The sequence below is a fragment of the Rhodoglobus sp. genome, from assembly GCF_053580035.1.
The window spans coordinates 80,669-93,690 of sequence record NZ_JBMDVL010000001.1 but is presented as its reverse complement, the minus strand read 5'-3'; the positions used below and the strand labels follow the sequence as shown (position 1 = coordinate 93,690).

The 13,022-nt window shown below is 58.8% G+C and carries 18 protein-coding genes; 8 read left to right on the top strand and 10 right to left on the bottom strand.

Features of this window, described 5'->3' with window-relative positions:
- Positions 1-9 precede the first annotated feature (9 nt).
- Positions 10-594: a CDP-alcohol phosphatidyltransferase family protein gene (locus tag ACOH1Z_RS00485; protein ID WP_449646549.1), complete on the bottom strand. Its 585-nt coding sequence runs from the start codon at positions 592-594 to the stop codon at positions 10-12.
- 83 nt (positions 595-677) lie between these two features.
- On the opposite strand from ACOH1Z_RS00485, the gene ACOH1Z_RS00480 reads away from it, so the two are divergent.
- Both ACOH1Z_RS00480 and ACOH1Z_RS00475 read left to right on the top strand, forming a co-directional pair.
- Positions 678-1,121, top strand: coding sequence for a hypothetical protein (locus ACOH1Z_RS00480; protein ID WP_449646548.1), 444 nt, complete (start codon positions 678-680; stop codon positions 1,119-1,121).
- Positions 1,121-1,519: an Hsp15 family ribosome-associated heat shock protein gene (locus ACOH1Z_RS00475; protein ID WP_449646547.1), complete on the top strand. Its 399-nt coding sequence runs from the start codon at positions 1,121-1,123 to the stop codon at positions 1,517-1,519. Before ACOH1Z_RS00480 ends, ACOH1Z_RS00475 begins: the two co-directional genes overlap by 1 nt.
- On the opposite strand, the gene ACOH1Z_RS00470 is transcribed toward ACOH1Z_RS00475, so the two are convergent.
- The 6 genes from ACOH1Z_RS00470 to ACOH1Z_RS00445 form a co-directional block, all read right to left on the bottom strand.
- Positions 1,516-1,806 (bottom strand): DUF4287 domain-containing protein, encoded by a 291-nt coding sequence (locus tag ACOH1Z_RS00470; RefSeq protein ID WP_449646546.1) that lies wholly within the window; start codon positions 1,804-1,806, stop codon positions 1,516-1,518. The genes ACOH1Z_RS00475 and ACOH1Z_RS00470 overlap by 4 nt on opposite strands.
- Before the next feature lie 12 nt (positions 1,807-1,818).
- Positions 1,819-2,304 carry an SRPBCC family protein gene (locus ACOH1Z_RS00465; protein WP_449646545.1) on the bottom strand — a complete coding sequence of 162 codons (486 nt, stop codon included), beginning with the start codon at positions 2,302-2,304 and terminating at the stop codon, positions 1,819-1,821.
- Positions 2,305-2,308: 4 nt separating this feature from the next.
- Positions 2,309-2,674: an ArsR/SmtB family transcription factor gene (locus ACOH1Z_RS00460; RefSeq protein WP_449646544.1), complete on the bottom strand. Its 366-nt coding sequence runs from the start codon at positions 2,672-2,674 to the stop codon at positions 2,309-2,311.
- Between the two features lie 70 nt (positions 2,675-2,744).
- A complete protein-coding gene (locus ACOH1Z_RS00455) occupies positions 2,745-3,530 on the bottom strand; it encodes a thioesterase family protein (RefSeq protein ID WP_449646543.1) in 786 nt (261 codons plus the stop codon).
- Positions 3,531-3,633: 103 nt separating this feature from the next.
- Positions 3,634-3,900 (bottom strand): Rho termination factor N-terminal domain-containing protein, encoded by a 267-nt coding sequence (locus ACOH1Z_RS00450; RefSeq protein ID WP_449646542.1) that lies wholly within the window; start codon positions 3,898-3,900, stop codon positions 3,634-3,636.
- A gap of 193 nt (positions 3,901-4,093) precedes the next feature.
- On the bottom strand, positions 4,094-5,185 hold the full coding sequence (locus ACOH1Z_RS00445) for an Rv2578c family radical SAM protein (protein WP_449646541.1): 1,092 nt from the start codon (positions 5,183-5,185) through the stop codon (positions 4,094-4,096).
- Positions 5,186-5,323: 138 nt separating this feature from the next.
- Between ACOH1Z_RS00445 and ACOH1Z_RS00440 the strand changes: the two genes are divergently transcribed.
- Both ACOH1Z_RS00440 and ACOH1Z_RS00435 read left to right on the top strand, forming a co-directional pair.
- Positions 5,324-5,788: a GNAT family N-acetyltransferase gene (locus ACOH1Z_RS00440; RefSeq protein WP_449646540.1), complete on the top strand. Its 465-nt coding sequence runs from the start codon at positions 5,324-5,326 to the stop codon at positions 5,786-5,788.
- The gene (locus tag ACOH1Z_RS00435; protein ID WP_449646539.1) at positions 5,785-6,282 is read left to right on the top strand and encodes a GNAT family N-acetyltransferase; all 498 of its coding nucleotides are present in this window, start codon (positions 5,785-5,787) and stop codon (positions 6,280-6,282) included. Before ACOH1Z_RS00440 ends, ACOH1Z_RS00435 begins: the two co-directional genes overlap by 4 nt.
- Here the strand turns inward: ACOH1Z_RS00435 and ACOH1Z_RS00430 are convergent.
- Positions 6,279-7,649 (bottom strand): LLM class flavin-dependent oxidoreductase, encoded by a 1,371-nt coding sequence (locus tag ACOH1Z_RS00430; protein ID WP_449646538.1) that lies wholly within the window; start codon positions 7,647-7,649, stop codon positions 6,279-6,281. The genes ACOH1Z_RS00435 and ACOH1Z_RS00430 overlap by 4 nt on opposite strands.
- A 145-nt stretch (positions 7,650-7,794) precedes the next feature.
- Here ACOH1Z_RS00430 and ACOH1Z_RS00425 point away from each other — a divergent pair, with 145 nt between their 5' ends.
- Positions 7,795-8,373, top strand: coding sequence for a flavin reductase family protein (locus tag ACOH1Z_RS00425; RefSeq protein WP_449646537.1), 579 nt, complete (start codon positions 7,795-7,797; stop codon positions 8,371-8,373).
- A gap of 10 nt (positions 8,374-8,383) precedes the next feature.
- On the opposite strand, the gene ACOH1Z_RS00420 is transcribed toward ACOH1Z_RS00425, so the two are convergent.
- Positions 8,384-8,908, bottom strand: a complete 525-nt coding sequence (locus tag ACOH1Z_RS00420; RefSeq protein WP_449646536.1) for a hypothetical protein — start codon at positions 8,906-8,908, stop codon at positions 8,384-8,386.
- 150 nt (positions 8,909-9,058) lie between these two features.
- Between ACOH1Z_RS00420 and ACOH1Z_RS00415 the strand changes: the two genes are divergently transcribed.
- Positions 9,059-10,015 (top strand): NYN domain-containing protein, encoded by a 957-nt coding sequence (locus ACOH1Z_RS00415; protein WP_449646535.1) that lies wholly within the window; start codon positions 9,059-9,061, stop codon positions 10,013-10,015.
- A 64-nt stretch (positions 10,016-10,079) separates the two neighbouring features.
- Here ACOH1Z_RS00415 and ACOH1Z_RS00410 read toward each other — a convergent pair whose 3' ends face one another.
- Positions 10,080-11,129 carry an LLM class flavin-dependent oxidoreductase gene (locus ACOH1Z_RS00410; RefSeq protein ID WP_449646534.1) on the bottom strand — a complete coding sequence of 350 codons (1,050 nt, stop codon included), beginning with the start codon at positions 11,127-11,129 and terminating at the stop codon, positions 10,080-10,082.
- 102 nt (positions 11,130-11,231) lie between these two features.
- Between ACOH1Z_RS00410 and ACOH1Z_RS00405 the strand changes: the two genes are divergently transcribed.
- Both ACOH1Z_RS00405 and ACOH1Z_RS00400 read left to right on the top strand, forming a co-directional pair.
- Complete coding sequence (locus tag ACOH1Z_RS00405; protein ID WP_449646533.1) at positions 11,232-11,855, top strand: MerR family transcriptional regulator; 624 nt, start codon at positions 11,232-11,234, stop codon at positions 11,853-11,855.
- An 80-nt stretch (positions 11,856-11,935) separates the two neighbouring features.
- Positions 11,936-12,982 (top strand): hypothetical protein, encoded by a 1,047-nt coding sequence (locus ACOH1Z_RS00400; protein WP_449646532.1) that lies wholly within the window; start codon positions 11,936-11,938, stop codon positions 12,980-12,982.
- Positions 12,983-13,022 lie beyond the last annotated feature (40 nt).

The following is a 13,022-nucleotide window of genomic DNA, read 5'->3' as shown; positions in this document are numbered from 1 at the left end:
GAGCACTCCTCAACCCCTCGGAATGCGAGAAATTCGGACCGATTGTGCGACATAGATGAACCCAGCCCACCAATACAAGAACGCACCCCACAAAGCGAAAGCCCAACCGATGGGATCAGTGGCCCACGCGACGTCAGGAAACGCCTGCCCGAGCATCAGGATTGGAAGAGCATAGAACAGTGCAGCTGTCGCAACTTTGCCGAGGTGATGAACCGGGAGCGGGCCAAATCCATAGTTAGCCGAAATGAGTCCCAAAATTACGAGCATGATTTCGCGCGCGACGATGATGATGAAAAGCCACCACGGTATGACATTCCGTGCCGCCAAACCAATAAGTGCCGCAAAAATGAAAAGCCGATCGGCAGCGGGATCTAGCAACTGCCCCAATCGGGTGATCTGGTTGAATCGTCGCGCAATAACGCCATCGAGAAAGTCACTCACGCTCGACACGACAAGAACGACAAGCGCAAGAGCATCCTGTGCCGAGATGATGAAAAAGAGGAACACCGGCACGAGTGCGAGTCGGATGAGACTCAGCACATTGGGCACAGTCCAGACACGGTTGCTGATCTCGGGTGAACTGCTGACTGCCACACTTCGAGTGTAGCGAGCATCCGACCACGAAATGCCGCGATCGAAACAGGAACTTGCTAGCCATCAGGCGTAGCCTTAGCCCCATGTCATGCATCCGCTTTAATACTCCGGCGCAGCGGGCCCAAATGCGGGCAATGGCCCCATCGATGCTCACTGCTGAAGAGGCCGCTGATCTTCACCCAGCACCAGAAGTTACCCCAAGCAAGATTGCTCGACTGCGCATCTTGGCTGGCGACCCCAACCCGAAAATTCGTGAAAGTGCGGCGAGCAGCCACAACACGCCCGTCGACGTGTTCGAGGTGCTGGCTCGCGATACTGACGAGGGCGTTCGCGCCTGCGTGGCACGCAACGAATATGCGCCGTGCGACGTGCTGCGGATGCTCGTGGATGACCCCTCGGAGAAGGTGCGGGGATTCCTCGCCATCAACTACTTCGTTCCCGAGGACACCATGAGCACGCTCGCCGCCGATGACAACGCCACAGTGCAGCGCCTTGTTCGCTGGAAAACTGAACTCGCCAGCGCCTAGTGGCTGCAGGCACAGTACGCGTCGATAGCTGGTTGTGGGCAGTGCGCGTCTTCAAGACCCGCTCACAAGCCACCGCAGCCTGCCGGGCCGGACACGTCAAAATCGGCGGTACGAGCGCAAAAGCCGCGCATCCGGTGCGAATTGGCGATGAGGTCCGCATTCGCATTGCCGGATTCGACCGCATCCTCGTTGTCAAACAGACCATCGTGAAGCGAGTCTCAGCAGTCACTGCCGCCGAGAGCTTCATCGATGAGACTCCTCCGCCACCCTCCCGCGAGGAAGTGGCGCTGGCACCCCGCCGTGATCGTGGAGCGGGTCGACCTACCAAGCGCGAGCGTCGCGAGCTGGAGAAGCTACGGGGTCGCGACGAATCGGATTCGCGACCACGCGACGACTAGTTCGGCTTCGTTGCGATTCCATCGAGCCAAAGCACGTCAGCTTCGTCACGATGAGCACCAGCGGTGCCCACATGCTTTGCGTCAATGTTTGGGCCTTTGGTGATGACGTGCACCATCGCCATGCCGTGCCCACGCCCCAGACCGTAATCGTTCTTGAGCCACTCCAGAATTTCAGCGGCCTTGACCGATCGGTCCGCAAGCCCCTTCTGCTCTGCGATCGCGATGAATTGGCGAGGCGTGAGACCGGTCTTCTGTTCTACCGCGTCCAGGTAAGCCTGAAATGACATCCCGCTTCCTGCCTAGCCTTCGTCAAGGATGGCGCGGATTTGGCCAAGAGCTTCGCGCATTCCCTCTTCCATGCCCATCTTGATCATTTCCTCGAGCTGAGCGGCTGACTCGAATCCTGAATGAATCGTGAGCCGGGTTCCGTTGTCTACAGGCTCAAAGACGAGGCGAGCGATCGTAACACCGAGGTCGCCACTCGGCTCACCAGCATCATCCGCAAATCCATCTTCTATCGATAGCTCGCGCGGTTCGACAATAGAGGTGAACTTCCACCAGCCATGCATCTTCTCGCCCTCAGGACCCGTCATGTAGTAGTGGGCGCGACCGCCAGGCTCGAACTCGAATTTCACAAACGTCGCCGGCCACTCGGGTGGCCCCCACCAGCGCTCAAGTTGCCGAGGGTCACTGACCAGTTGCCAGGAGCGCTCAAGCGTGGCGGGAAACTCGGCGGTCGTCGTGAGAGTCAGTGCCTCAACATCGGTGTGGCTCGTGACGTTCATTGCTTCACCTGTTCTTTCGTTCGTTGTCTATGTCATTGGGGTCGTCGTTGAGCACAGCGGCCATGCGCAGCGCTCGCTTCTCCCACACCTCTTCAAAGTGCGAGAGAAGTTCTTGGATTCGATGAATGGATGTCAGATCGCCGCGAACTATTTGCTCACGGCCGCTGCGCTGCTTCGACACAAGCCCAGCCGCCTGCAGCACGGCAACGTGCTTTTGAACCGCGGCAAAACTCATCTCATAGCTGCTGGCGAGACGCGAGACAGAGATTCCTTCCCGCATTACGCGCGTGACTATGTCACGACGTGTGGAATCAGCGAGAGCGCGAAACATCGCGTCCACTTCGGCGTCTGTTACTTCATCTACAACCATTTGGTTGTAGATTACGCTCGCAGGACGGGCAACACAAGACCCACATGAGAATTAATTAGCAGGTGGATGCTTACAGTTTGCGGAGCGTCAGGATCTGCTCAGCTCGACCGAATGGTCCGCTCAGATCGTGGAGGACAGTCGATGTCAGGCCGACCCCATCAGCCCCAAAATTTACGGCATTCTGCAATCCAAGCCACTCCCCAGTTGGCGCACGATAGAGATGGATCTGCAAGTCAACATTCGGGAAGGCGTACCCGCCCTCCCCCGGCTTGACGCGCGTGGCGATGCCATTGCTCGTGTCAACAAGCCCCATCAGCCGCACAAAATCGCTTACCGGCTCATCTGTCAACAGAGGATACGGTGTGCGCAACCACACGCGTCCGTGTCCAGGACCATGATCCGGAAGAGCCCGTGCGTCAATCGATTGAATGTAGCCTCCTGGCCACTTCGAGAGATTCACTGCGCCAGTTGCGTGCTCGGGAGCCAACATCCGTTCGTCGACAACTCCTTCTACTGCTGAGGTGTCGGAGGTGTGAAGACGCCACGCAGTCGCTCGAACTGCGACACGACCCGCAGCAACGAGCTCAGCTTGGACAAGTTCGATTGTGCGCCCCGGCCTCAGCAGCGTTGTCTTCACTTCGAAAGCACCATCAGGAATGAGCCCGAGGATCTCGTAGCTGATGCGTGCAATGCGGAGTTCTGTCCGCGCTTCGAATGACTCAAGCGCGTGCGCCAGAATTCCGGCAACCGGAGCCATGTGCTGCTCGTGCGGATTCCACGCTCCTTGTGCGTGAATCGTGGACTCAAAATGAGTGTCGTCGTGGCGAACGTAGTAGGCAGAAGCTTGAGAGGTCACAGCACCAGCCTAATGAGACGGTCTCCCGGCCGCAGCGTGTGCACCACATTTGCTCACTCACGCTCAGGCACGAGGAGCCGTATCGAACCGCGTCTCGGCACTCCTAGTGTGCGCGCAGCTTCGCGATCAGGTCGTCCTTGTTGAGCGAAGAGTATCCGTGCAGGTCCAGTTCGCGGGCCCGATTCTGCAATTCTTTGACTGTCCAGTCTTCGTAGGATCCTGACTCTCCCCCTCGTCGCCCAACTTCGGATCGTCCATCCCGTGCCGCCGCGTTCGCAATGCGCGCTGCTTTCTCCGCTGACGCACCGTCGTTGCGGAGTTCCTCATAGAGCTCCGGGTCCTTCACCCGTGAATTCTTGTTGGCAGGCATCTTCGTTTCACTCCCCAAGTTCGATTCGTCTCCATTAGGGGCGTCAGCTTCGACCCCTTTGCTGCGCGAGGCAGCATATTCACGATAAACACGGGCGGACTGAGCCCCCACAATTTTCTGAGAACGCCGAGCGAACGTGGAGCCTGCTCCCAGATCGCGGCGAGCAGGAATGGGTGCGAGTATGCGCGAACCGCTAAAACAACATGGGTTGCGGCATCGTCCTAGCGGCCAAGGCTGGCGGCATTTCTTCCGCGATTAGCGATCGCTCCCCATTGACGTCGCGCGTACTTACGGTGGCACGCGAACCAACGATTCCTGTCGCTGGGTCAAGTGCGGTTCGCTCGAGACCGTGCCGACGGATAATCGGACGCAATTTGGCTGCTAGCCAGTGACGATATTCCATGGGAGCGTAGGTGCCGCGTGAATACATTGAGTGATAGCGCTCGAGCAATTCCGGATGCGCCGCTTCTAGCCATTGAAAGTACCACTCCTTGGTCCCGGGCTTGAGATGAAGGGCAGAATAGGCAATTGATGTTCCGCCGGCATCCTTCACCGCGGCAACTGCACGCTCCAAGTGATCACGCGTATCGGTAAGAAACGGCAGGATCGGCATGAGAAAGACTGCGCAATCGAGGCCAGCATCTCTCACCGCAGTTACTGTGGCGAGGCGTGACTTCGCAGTCGGCGTACCAGGCTCGACCGACTGTTGCAGCTCGTCGTCATAGATCGCGATCGACATCCCGATATCGACGGGTACGTGCTCGCTTGCCTCTTTCAGCAGTGGTAAATCTCGCCGAAGCAGGGTGCCCTTGGTGAGAATCGAGAGCGGCGTTCCCGAACCGGCCAATGCAGCGATGATGCCCGGCATCAGCCGGTATCGACCCTCTGCGCGCTGGTAAGGGTCAGTGTTGGTTCCTAAAGCAACAGCGTGCCTTCCCCAGCTGGGCTTGCTGAGTTCTTTGGCCAGCACCTCAGCAACATTGACCTTCACCACGATTTGAGTGTCAAAGTCTTTCCCTGAATCGAGGTCGAGATATTCGTGCGTCGGTCGCGCGAAGCAGTAGGTGCACTGGTGAAGGCATCCGCGCATCGGGTTGATGGTCCACCCGAACGGCATATCGCTTGCGGTGGGGACTTTGTTGAGGGCGCTCTTGGCTACTACCTCGTAGAAGGTGACGCCCTGAAAGTCTGGCGTGCGAACCGTACGCACAAGATTGTTGAGCTTCGCAAGGCCGGGCAGCGCGTTGGGGGCCTCACTGCTGACCTGTTGACCACTCCATCGCATGCTTCTATTCGAACATATGTTCTAATCAATGGCAACTTCCACTGATGCGGCACTAAGGCCCCCGCCCACGCTGATAACGTCATAAGAGTGTTTTCCAAAGTGACGGTCCCGACAACTCTCCACACGCGAGATGGTGAAATGACGCTTCGGTATTCCGAATTGGGCGACATCGACACCATCCTTCAACTTCTGGCGGATGACCCAGTCAGCGCCTTGCGGGGAGATACCGCGCGCCCCGAAGATCGCCCGGCCTACGAAAAAGCGTTCCACGCGATCGCAACAACTCCCGCGAACGCATTGCTTGTTGTCGTTGCCCCCAGTGGTGATGTCGTGGCCACCATGCAATTGACCGCGATTCCCGGGATGGCGCGGCGAGGTTCACACCGCCTCCAAGTCGAAGCCGTTCGGGTTGCGGCAAGTCAGCGCTCATCGGGCATCGGCGGCGCGATGATGCGGTGGGTCATCGACATCGCAGCGCCAACACTCGGCGCTTCGCTCATCCAACTCACATCGGATGAGGCGCGCACCGACGCGCATCGCTTCTACAAGAAGCTGGGCTTCGAGGCATCGCACATCGGGTTTAAGTATTCGATCAAGCTATGACCTCAGTCGCCGACGCCAAAAACGACGGCGTCACCCTTCGTGACCTGCGTCTCAGCGACGGTGATGCAGTCTTCGAGTGGATGCGGGATCCAGAGTCGGTCGCGATGGCCGCATTCACGGCACCAGACCCCGACGACCGGGCCGAATTCGATTCCTGGTTTGCTCGCATTCTCGCGAACCCCGACGTTGTAGCCTGCGCGATCTACCGCAGCGGAACTCTCGCCGGAATGATAGCCACCTTCATGATGGACGACCAGCGAGAGCTCACCTACTGGATCAGTCGTGATTTCTGGGGTCAAGGAATCGCCAGCGCTGCACTAGCGCTAATGCTGGAACTCGACACTCACCGCCCGCTTCAGGCACGCACAGCCACACACAACATTCGTTCCGCCGCCGTAGTGCTGCGCAATGGATTCGTCGAGATTGGCCGCAACGTCGACTTCGCCGCCGGCGTGAAACGGGACACCGAAGAGATCATCTTCGAGCTTCGCTAGGGACGTCGGCGATAACTCGCCCCTGCATGCTCGGCTGGCAGCCGGTTTCCTCGTCCGTGAAGCTTGTTGCGCAGCGTGCCCTCCACGTATTCCTCAGGATATAGACCCCGCTCGCGCAACACAGGGATGACGTACTCCACGACATCTTCGAAGGTACCTGGCGTAATGGCATACGCAAGATTGAAGCCATCAACGTCGGTCTCTTCTACCCACTGTTGCAGCTCATCCGCGATTTCCGTGCCCGAGCCAATGATGAACGGACCCAGACCCCCGATAGCGCCGAGTCGGGCAATATCGCGAACTTTCCACTCGCTTCCGTCATTGTTTGCCTGCTGAAAGTTGGCGACTGTTGACTGGATTGCATTGCTTTTGACGTTGCCAATGGGCTCATCGAGGTCATATTCCGAAAGGTCGATCCCCATCCATCCGGACATGAAGACGAGCGCTCCCTCTTCGCTTGCGTAGCTGAGATAGTCGGCATACTTCGCGTGAGCTTTCTCCGTGGTGTCATCCGTGATGATCGTGAGCAGTGTGTAGATTCGCGCAGAATAGCGATCACGGCCAGCCTCTTCAAGAGCATCCCGGATGCGGCCAACCGTTGCCTTGAGTCCCGCTTTAGTCGAGGCAGCAACAAAGATCGCTTCGGCGTTGCCTGCCGCGAACTGGATGCCCCTCGGTGATGCGCCTGCCTGGTAGATCACCGGGGTTCGCTGCACCGACGGCTCTGACAAATGGATCCCCGGGACCGTGAAATGTTTGCCCTTGTGCTCAATGTCGTGAACTTTGCTTGGGTCGGTGAACACACCGGTTTCGCGATCACGAATAACGGCATCGTCTTCCCACGAGCCCTCCCACAGCTTGTAGAGAACTTCGAGGTATTCGTCGGCGTGGTCATAGCGATCATCATGCTCGAGCTGATCATCATTGCCCATATTGCGGGCTGCTGAAGGAAGATAACCGGTGACGACGTTCCAACCGATGCGCCCCTTGGTGAGGTGATCAAGCGTCGACATGCGACGCGCGAAAGGGTACGGATGTTCGTAGGCCGTGCCGGCGGTAATGCCGAATCCCAAGTGTTCCGTGACATGCGCCATGGCCGAAACGAGCAACAGTGGGTCATTCACCGGAACTTGCGCGCCGTGGCGAATCGCAGCCTCATTGGAACCCGCGTACACATCGTAGGTACCGAGGACATCCGCAATGAAGATGCCATCAAAGGTGCCACGTTCGAGCAGCTGGGCAAGTTCCGTCCAATAGTCGAGGTCTTTGTAGCGCCACGATTGGTCATCGGGGTGGCGCCACATTCCTGACGACTGATGGGCGACGCAGTTCATGTCGAAGGCGTTGAAGCGAATTTGTTTAGGCATGCCACCATGGTGCGCCGAGCAGCCATTCACTGCACCTGGCAGTGAAACAAAGGACGAAACACAGAGAAATAAAGCGACACATTCTCGCTTCGCTGGCGGATGCGGCGCATTCTTGTTCGCATCCCCACAACCTTCGGATGGACGAATGCAGACGACAGCGAAACATCAGACTCTCTCGCACGATGAGGCGTACAGCCCCGATGAGCGCACCTCGCCCGAAACTGAGATCAGTGGCGACGATTTTGCTCGCGCCTTTCGTCACTATCCTGGCGGTGTTGCGGTCATCACCGCCGACTCCCCCGACGGTCCCGTTGCCCTCACAGCGACATCGGTTGTTTCTGTGAGCGCGGTACCGCCGCTCCTCGCGTTCTCGATCAGCCATCGTGCATCCACCGCCGCGAGCATCCGGAGCGCCAGCTCCTATGTGGTCCACTTCTTGGGAAAAGACCAACTTGAAATCGCGCAACTGTGCGCAACTAGCGGTGTTGATCGATTTTCTGACACCAGTTTGTGGAGACGACTGCCGACCGGTGAGCCGTACTTTCCGAGCGCACCAGCCTGGGTCGCAGGAACGCGGGTCGATCAACTCGACGCGGGAGCCGCATCCATAATTTTGCTTCGTGCGACACAGTCCGCAGTCGATTCTGGGGCAGAAGGCACTCCACCGCTCGTCTATTTCAATCGCGGTTGGCACCAGCTCGGCGAACACTCACAAGTGAGCTAGCCCAGCGGAACTAAACCGGTGCAACCTCTGACGCCGACTCGTCATCGCCCCACGACTCAACTAGTGAGATCCGGCCACGGGAATCCTTTATCGCAAGAGTGAGCGCGATTATCGCGGTGGCAATGCCAATGACGCCGAGCGGATTTGCGATGCCAATGGCTATTCCTAGTGCCGGCTCGTACGGACCGCTAATTATGGTCTGAAGCCCCTGAGGTGTTGAATCCGGAATCGTAAGTCCCAGAAGAAATCCGCATATCCCGGAGGCGATGAGCAAGGCTCGGGTTAAAACCCGCGTCTCGAACCCGCGACGTGCCGTGCGCCGAACTGCCAGCCCGGTCAGAACAAACAAGACCGCAAAAATGAGTCCGAGCGTTGCAGCGTAGACAATCGTGAGGTCACCCCCGATGCCAAAGAGGTGCCGACCGAACGATATCCACCCAGCCAGACCGATGCCTGCCACGATTACGGCAACACCGGTGTGGCCTTCCCGCGGGATCCCGGGGGTGGCTCGAACCCGAATTGCACTGTAGCTCATGACTTGCTCTCCATCACTCTGATCGCCCAATGGTAGCGACGATGAGGTTCCCCCAGTCGCTGACTCGCGCGGCGTGTACTGCTAGCGTGAGCCGAAGAAGCCTCAGTAACGTTGTGCGCGAGGTGGACCGCTCTAGCCGGAGGAGACCCCATGCCCGCTTCCACAGAAGGACGCGTTGCCGTCTACATCGATTTCGACAACATCGTGATCTCGCGCTACAACCAAAAACACGGCAATGGTGCGTTTCAGACGGACAAGGTTCGGTGGCACGTCTCAAACCGTGCAAGCACGACGCCGGTCGGGACCAAGCTCGCGGACGCCGAAGTCGACGTTGAGGCCCTGCTCGACTACGCCTCCTCGTTCGGCACAGTTGCGCTCAGCCGCGCCTACGCCGACTGGTCTTTACCGGTCAACTCGAGCTACCAGAAACAGCTCATCAACCGCGCTGTCGAACTCGTGCAACTCTTTCCGCTCACAGCTCAAATGAAGAATGGGGCGGACATCCGGCTGTCTGTTGACGTCATGGAAGACCTTTTTCGTCTGCCCGACCTCACTCATGTGGTGATCGTTGCTGGCGACTCAGACTATGTGGCGCTAGCGCAACGCGCCAAGACCCTTGGTCGCTTTGTCGTCGGTGTCGGAGTCGCTGGTGGCACAAGTCAAGCGCTTACCTCCTCGTGCGACAAATTCGCCGACTATGACTCGCTGCCGGGTGTTGAGTACGGCGCCAGTGCGAATGAATCGCCGGTCTCCGCCTTCACCGCTGCACCACCCGCCACAGACGACGGGGCAACAACGACACCTACTCCCGAATCTAAGTCCAGCGCAAAGGCCGCTATCACCGATCCGCCGGCAACTAAGGTATCTCCATTCAAGGTGCTAGTGCGCGCTATGCGACTAGTGCAACAGAAAGAGGATTCAGAGTGGCTCCACAGCTCCGCGGTCAAGAATCAGATGCTCAGAATTGATCCGTCGTTCGATGAATCTTCGTTGGGCTTCACAACTTTCAGCGAGTTTGTGAAGTCTCGCCTATCGCACGTTGAGATGCGCGAGCATGACGGCGTCCGGCAGCTTAGACTCCGCACCAACGTGACACTGCCTGAATAGCGAGCCTTGGTTCTGTGCAATAAATCAACCGGAGATCGCGTGCCAAAAGATGCGTCTTGGCGCGTTAGGCGAGCAGTTGCTCCGCCAGCAGTTCAAGAGCCCGCACGCGCGCAGGCGAGGTGTTCGGCGCATCCGCATCGTGTGCCGAGAGCCCTGGGCTGACCATAACTTCGTCAACACCGAACCGGGTCGCCAGCGAGCGGATGCGGGCTGCCGCAGCCACGGGTTCGTCGATGACCCAACGTTCGGCCATATCATCGACCATCTGTTGCTGCGGAGCGGCAAGTTCCGTCGCCGCAGCCTGCTCAATTGTCGAGAGCGGACCAAGAGGCATCCCACTGAGGAGCCGAGCCATCTGCTGCAACTGGGGAAGCGCAGCAGCTCGCGCTTCTGCCGCGGTATCGGCGACCGCAACATTGAGCGTCAAGAAGGTTCGTGGCTCCTTCAGCTGATCCGAGGGGACAAAGTTGTCGCGGTACAAACCCAAGATGCGTTCTGTTCCCTCACCAGAGAAATGATGCGCGAACACGTACGGCATGCCCTGGGCTGCGGCGAGTCGCGCAGAATAGTCACTCGATCCCAGCAACCAAAGCTCAGCAACTGACGACGCATTCGGTGTCGCGGTGAGCTCATACACCTGGCCAGACGGCAACTGAAGAGCCGCCCCCTCGGGGTGCATGAGGCTGCGGATGTCGGAAACGTTTCGCGGGAACGCGTCGACGTCGCTTGTTGTTCCCGTCATCCGCAAGTAGGACGTGATCACGGGATCACTTCCGGGAGCGCGGCCAATGCCCAGGTCAATGCGCCCCGGGAATGCCGCCTCCAGAATTGCAAACTGTTCAGCCACGACGAGCGGGGCGTGATTCGGGAGCATCACTCCCCCAGAACCGACGCGGATGCGTTGGGTCTGAGCAGCCAAAATCCCGATCAACACGGCAGGGTTTGTGGATGCCACGGCCTTCATGTTGTGGTGTTCAGCCACCCAATAGCGCGAAAATCCGAGTTCATCGGCACGCTGCGCTAGCGCGGTGGTCGCCGAAATCGCATCAGCGGAAGTCTGGTTGCTGCGCACAGGAATCAGGTCAAGAACAGAAAGACGAAGTGGTGTAGTCATCACTACTATTCAACCGTCGAACGGTCGGGATATTCCTTAGCGTCGCGCATCCGACCGGTATGCCACGCCCTAAAACCCGGGCAGATAGCTATGGTGTCCATTATGAAGATTTCGGAGTTGAGCCACGAGACTGGCGCATCGGTCGCCACGATCAAGTACTACCTGCGGGAGGGCCTTGTGCCCGCGGGGGAACGCTCGGCACCGAACCAGGCGACCTATGGCGAAACCCATGTGCGCCGCATCCATATGATTCGTGCGCTGACCGACATTGGTGGCCTCTCTGTTGCCGACACCAAGCGCGTTATTGAGGCCATTGAGTCCGACCTGCCACTGACGCGCGCTTTTGAGATTGCGCAGAGCACAGTTTCCGAGCGCGTTGACCCTGAATCCTTGGATGCCGAAGCGCTCGAGACGGTTGACTCTGCCCTTTCGGGCTGGGGTTGCGACCCGAACGACCCGGGCCGACTCGCGGCCGCCCGTGTGGTGATGAACTTTCGGCAGGCCGGCCAGGGCACCGATACGGGGTGGCTCGCTCGCTATGCCGAGGCTGCGCAACTCGTCGCAGAAGCAGATCTTGATCTCGTCGAGAGTCGCGATGGACTTGCGGCACAAGCGGAAACCGTTGTCGTGGGAACGGTGTTGGGTGATGCGCTCTTTGCTGCGCTGCGGCGGAGCGCTCAAGCAGCCTCGACGATCCGTCGTCACGGAGATCCGTCTCGGAGCTAACTCGCACACCTCATTTCGCCTTCACCCTTTACAGATAGTGATGCTATCCGATAGTGTCACTATCGACTCAAGGAGAAGCCATGATTGTTCAGCGCGAAGCGAAGGTTCGTCAGTCGTCCCGGCACGATGCCGCCAGCAATTCCTCGAGTTCGTCACGACCTGACAGCGGCACGCTTAACCTTGAGCGTGCGCTACTCCACCGCCCGCTGGTGTGGTTGACCATGGCAATGATCGGGCTTGCGATCATCGCCACGCTCGGCTTGCTCGTCGACCAACGCGAAATTGTGAGCGCGCCGCTGTGGGCAAAACCACTCAAATTCGCTCTGTCGATTGCACTGTATTCGCTAACGCTCGCCTGGCTGATCGGAATGCTCACTCGGCATGCACGTCTGGCGTGGTGGCTCGGAACTGTCAGTGCGGCATTCCTCGCCGTCGAAATGGTCGTGATCGTCGGCGCCGCAGCCCTCGGCACAACAAGCCACTTCAATGTGGCTAGCCCGGTGCCAGCAGCACTCTGGTCAGTAATGGCAGTGTCGATCGTGATCGTGTGGTCGGCGGTAGTCCTTGTCGCCGGCCTTCTCTGGCGCTATCGAATCTCCGATCCGGCGCGGTCACTCGCCATCAAATCTGGTCTCATCGTCGGAATAATCGGTATGGGATTGGCATTTCTCATGACCTCGCCAACGGCCCAGCAATTGAGCGACTTTCAGGGCATCGCGGGAGCTCACACGGTCGGGCTGCCCGACGGAGGGGATGGCTTACCTCTCTTGGGCTGGAGTACGGTCGCCGGAGACCTCCGCATCCCCCACTTCATCGGGATGCACGCCCTACAATTGCTGCCGCTAGCCGCGCTTGCGCTCGAATTCCTGGGGCGTCGAGTGACAGGGCTCGCGCTCCCGCAGACGCGACAGCGCGTGATCGGTGTGCTCGTCAGCCTCTACGTTGCCGTGACTGCCCTGCTGACGGCGCAAGCATTGATGGGCCAATCGATCGTGAAACCGGATGCCGCAATCGCCACGATCGCCAGTCTTCTTTTCGCTTCGGCAGCAGCAGCTATCGCGGTGATCATCGCCCGCGCCGCACGATTACGTCAGGTTGCCAACGCTCAGCCCTCATCACCCCAATAGTGGGCGCCGCCTCACTTGCCTTCGCTAGTTCAATAGACTG

Excerpts from the sequence above, each read along its gene's own strand:
- ACOH1Z_RS00480 (WP_449646548.1), top strand. The coding sequence starts at position 678 with ATGTCATGCATCCGCTTTAATACTCCGGCGCAGCGGGCCCAAATGCGG.
- ACOH1Z_RS00470 (WP_449646546.1), bottom strand. The coding sequence starts at position 1,806 with ATGTCATTTCAGGCTTACCTGGACGCGGTAGAACAGAAGACCGGTCTC.
- ACOH1Z_RS00465 (WP_449646545.1), bottom strand. The coding sequence starts at position 2,304 with ATGAACGTCACGAGCCACACCGATGTTGAGGCACTGACTCTCACGACG.
- ACOH1Z_RS00460 (WP_449646544.1), bottom strand. The coding sequence starts at position 2,674 with ATGGTTGTAGATGAAGTAACAGACGCCGAAGTGGACGCGATGTTTCGC.
- ACOH1Z_RS00450 (WP_449646542.1), bottom strand. The coding sequence starts at position 3,900 with ATGCCTGCCAACAAGAATTCACGGGTGAAGGACCCGGAGCTCTATGAG.
- ACOH1Z_RS00445 (WP_449646541.1), bottom strand. The coding sequence starts at position 5,185 with ATGCGATGGAGTGGTCAACAGGTCAGCAGTGAGGCCCCCAACGCGCTG.
- ACOH1Z_RS00440 (WP_449646540.1), top strand. The coding sequence starts at position 5,324 with ATGACGCTTCGGTATTCCGAATTGGGCGACATCGACACCATCCTTCAA.
- ACOH1Z_RS00435 (WP_449646539.1), top strand. The coding sequence starts at position 5,785 with ATGACCTCAGTCGCCGACGCCAAAAACGACGGCGTCACCCTTCGTGAC.
- ACOH1Z_RS00430 (WP_449646538.1), bottom strand. The coding sequence starts at position 7,649 with ATGCCTAAACAAATTCGCTTCAACGCCTTCGACATGAACTGCGTCGCC.
- ACOH1Z_RS00425 (WP_449646537.1), top strand. The coding sequence starts at position 7,795 with ATGCAGACGACAGCGAAACATCAGACTCTCTCGCACGATGAGGCGTAC.
- ACOH1Z_RS00420 (WP_449646536.1), bottom strand. The coding sequence starts at position 8,908 with ATGAGCTACAGTGCAATTCGGGTTCGAGCCACCCCCGGGATCCCGCGG.
- ACOH1Z_RS00415 (WP_449646535.1), top strand. The coding sequence starts at position 9,059 with ATGCCCGCTTCCACAGAAGGACGCGTTGCCGTCTACATCGATTTCGAC.
- ACOH1Z_RS00410 (WP_449646534.1), bottom strand. The coding sequence starts at position 11,129 with ATGACTACACCACTTCGTCTTTCTGTTCTTGACCTGATTCCTGTGCGC.
- ACOH1Z_RS00405 (WP_449646533.1), top strand. The coding sequence starts at position 11,232 with ATGAAGATTTCGGAGTTGAGCCACGAGACTGGCGCATCGGTCGCCACG.
- ACOH1Z_RS00400 (WP_449646532.1), top strand. The coding sequence starts at position 11,936 with ATGATTGTTCAGCGCGAAGCGAAGGTTCGTCAGTCGTCCCGGCACGAT.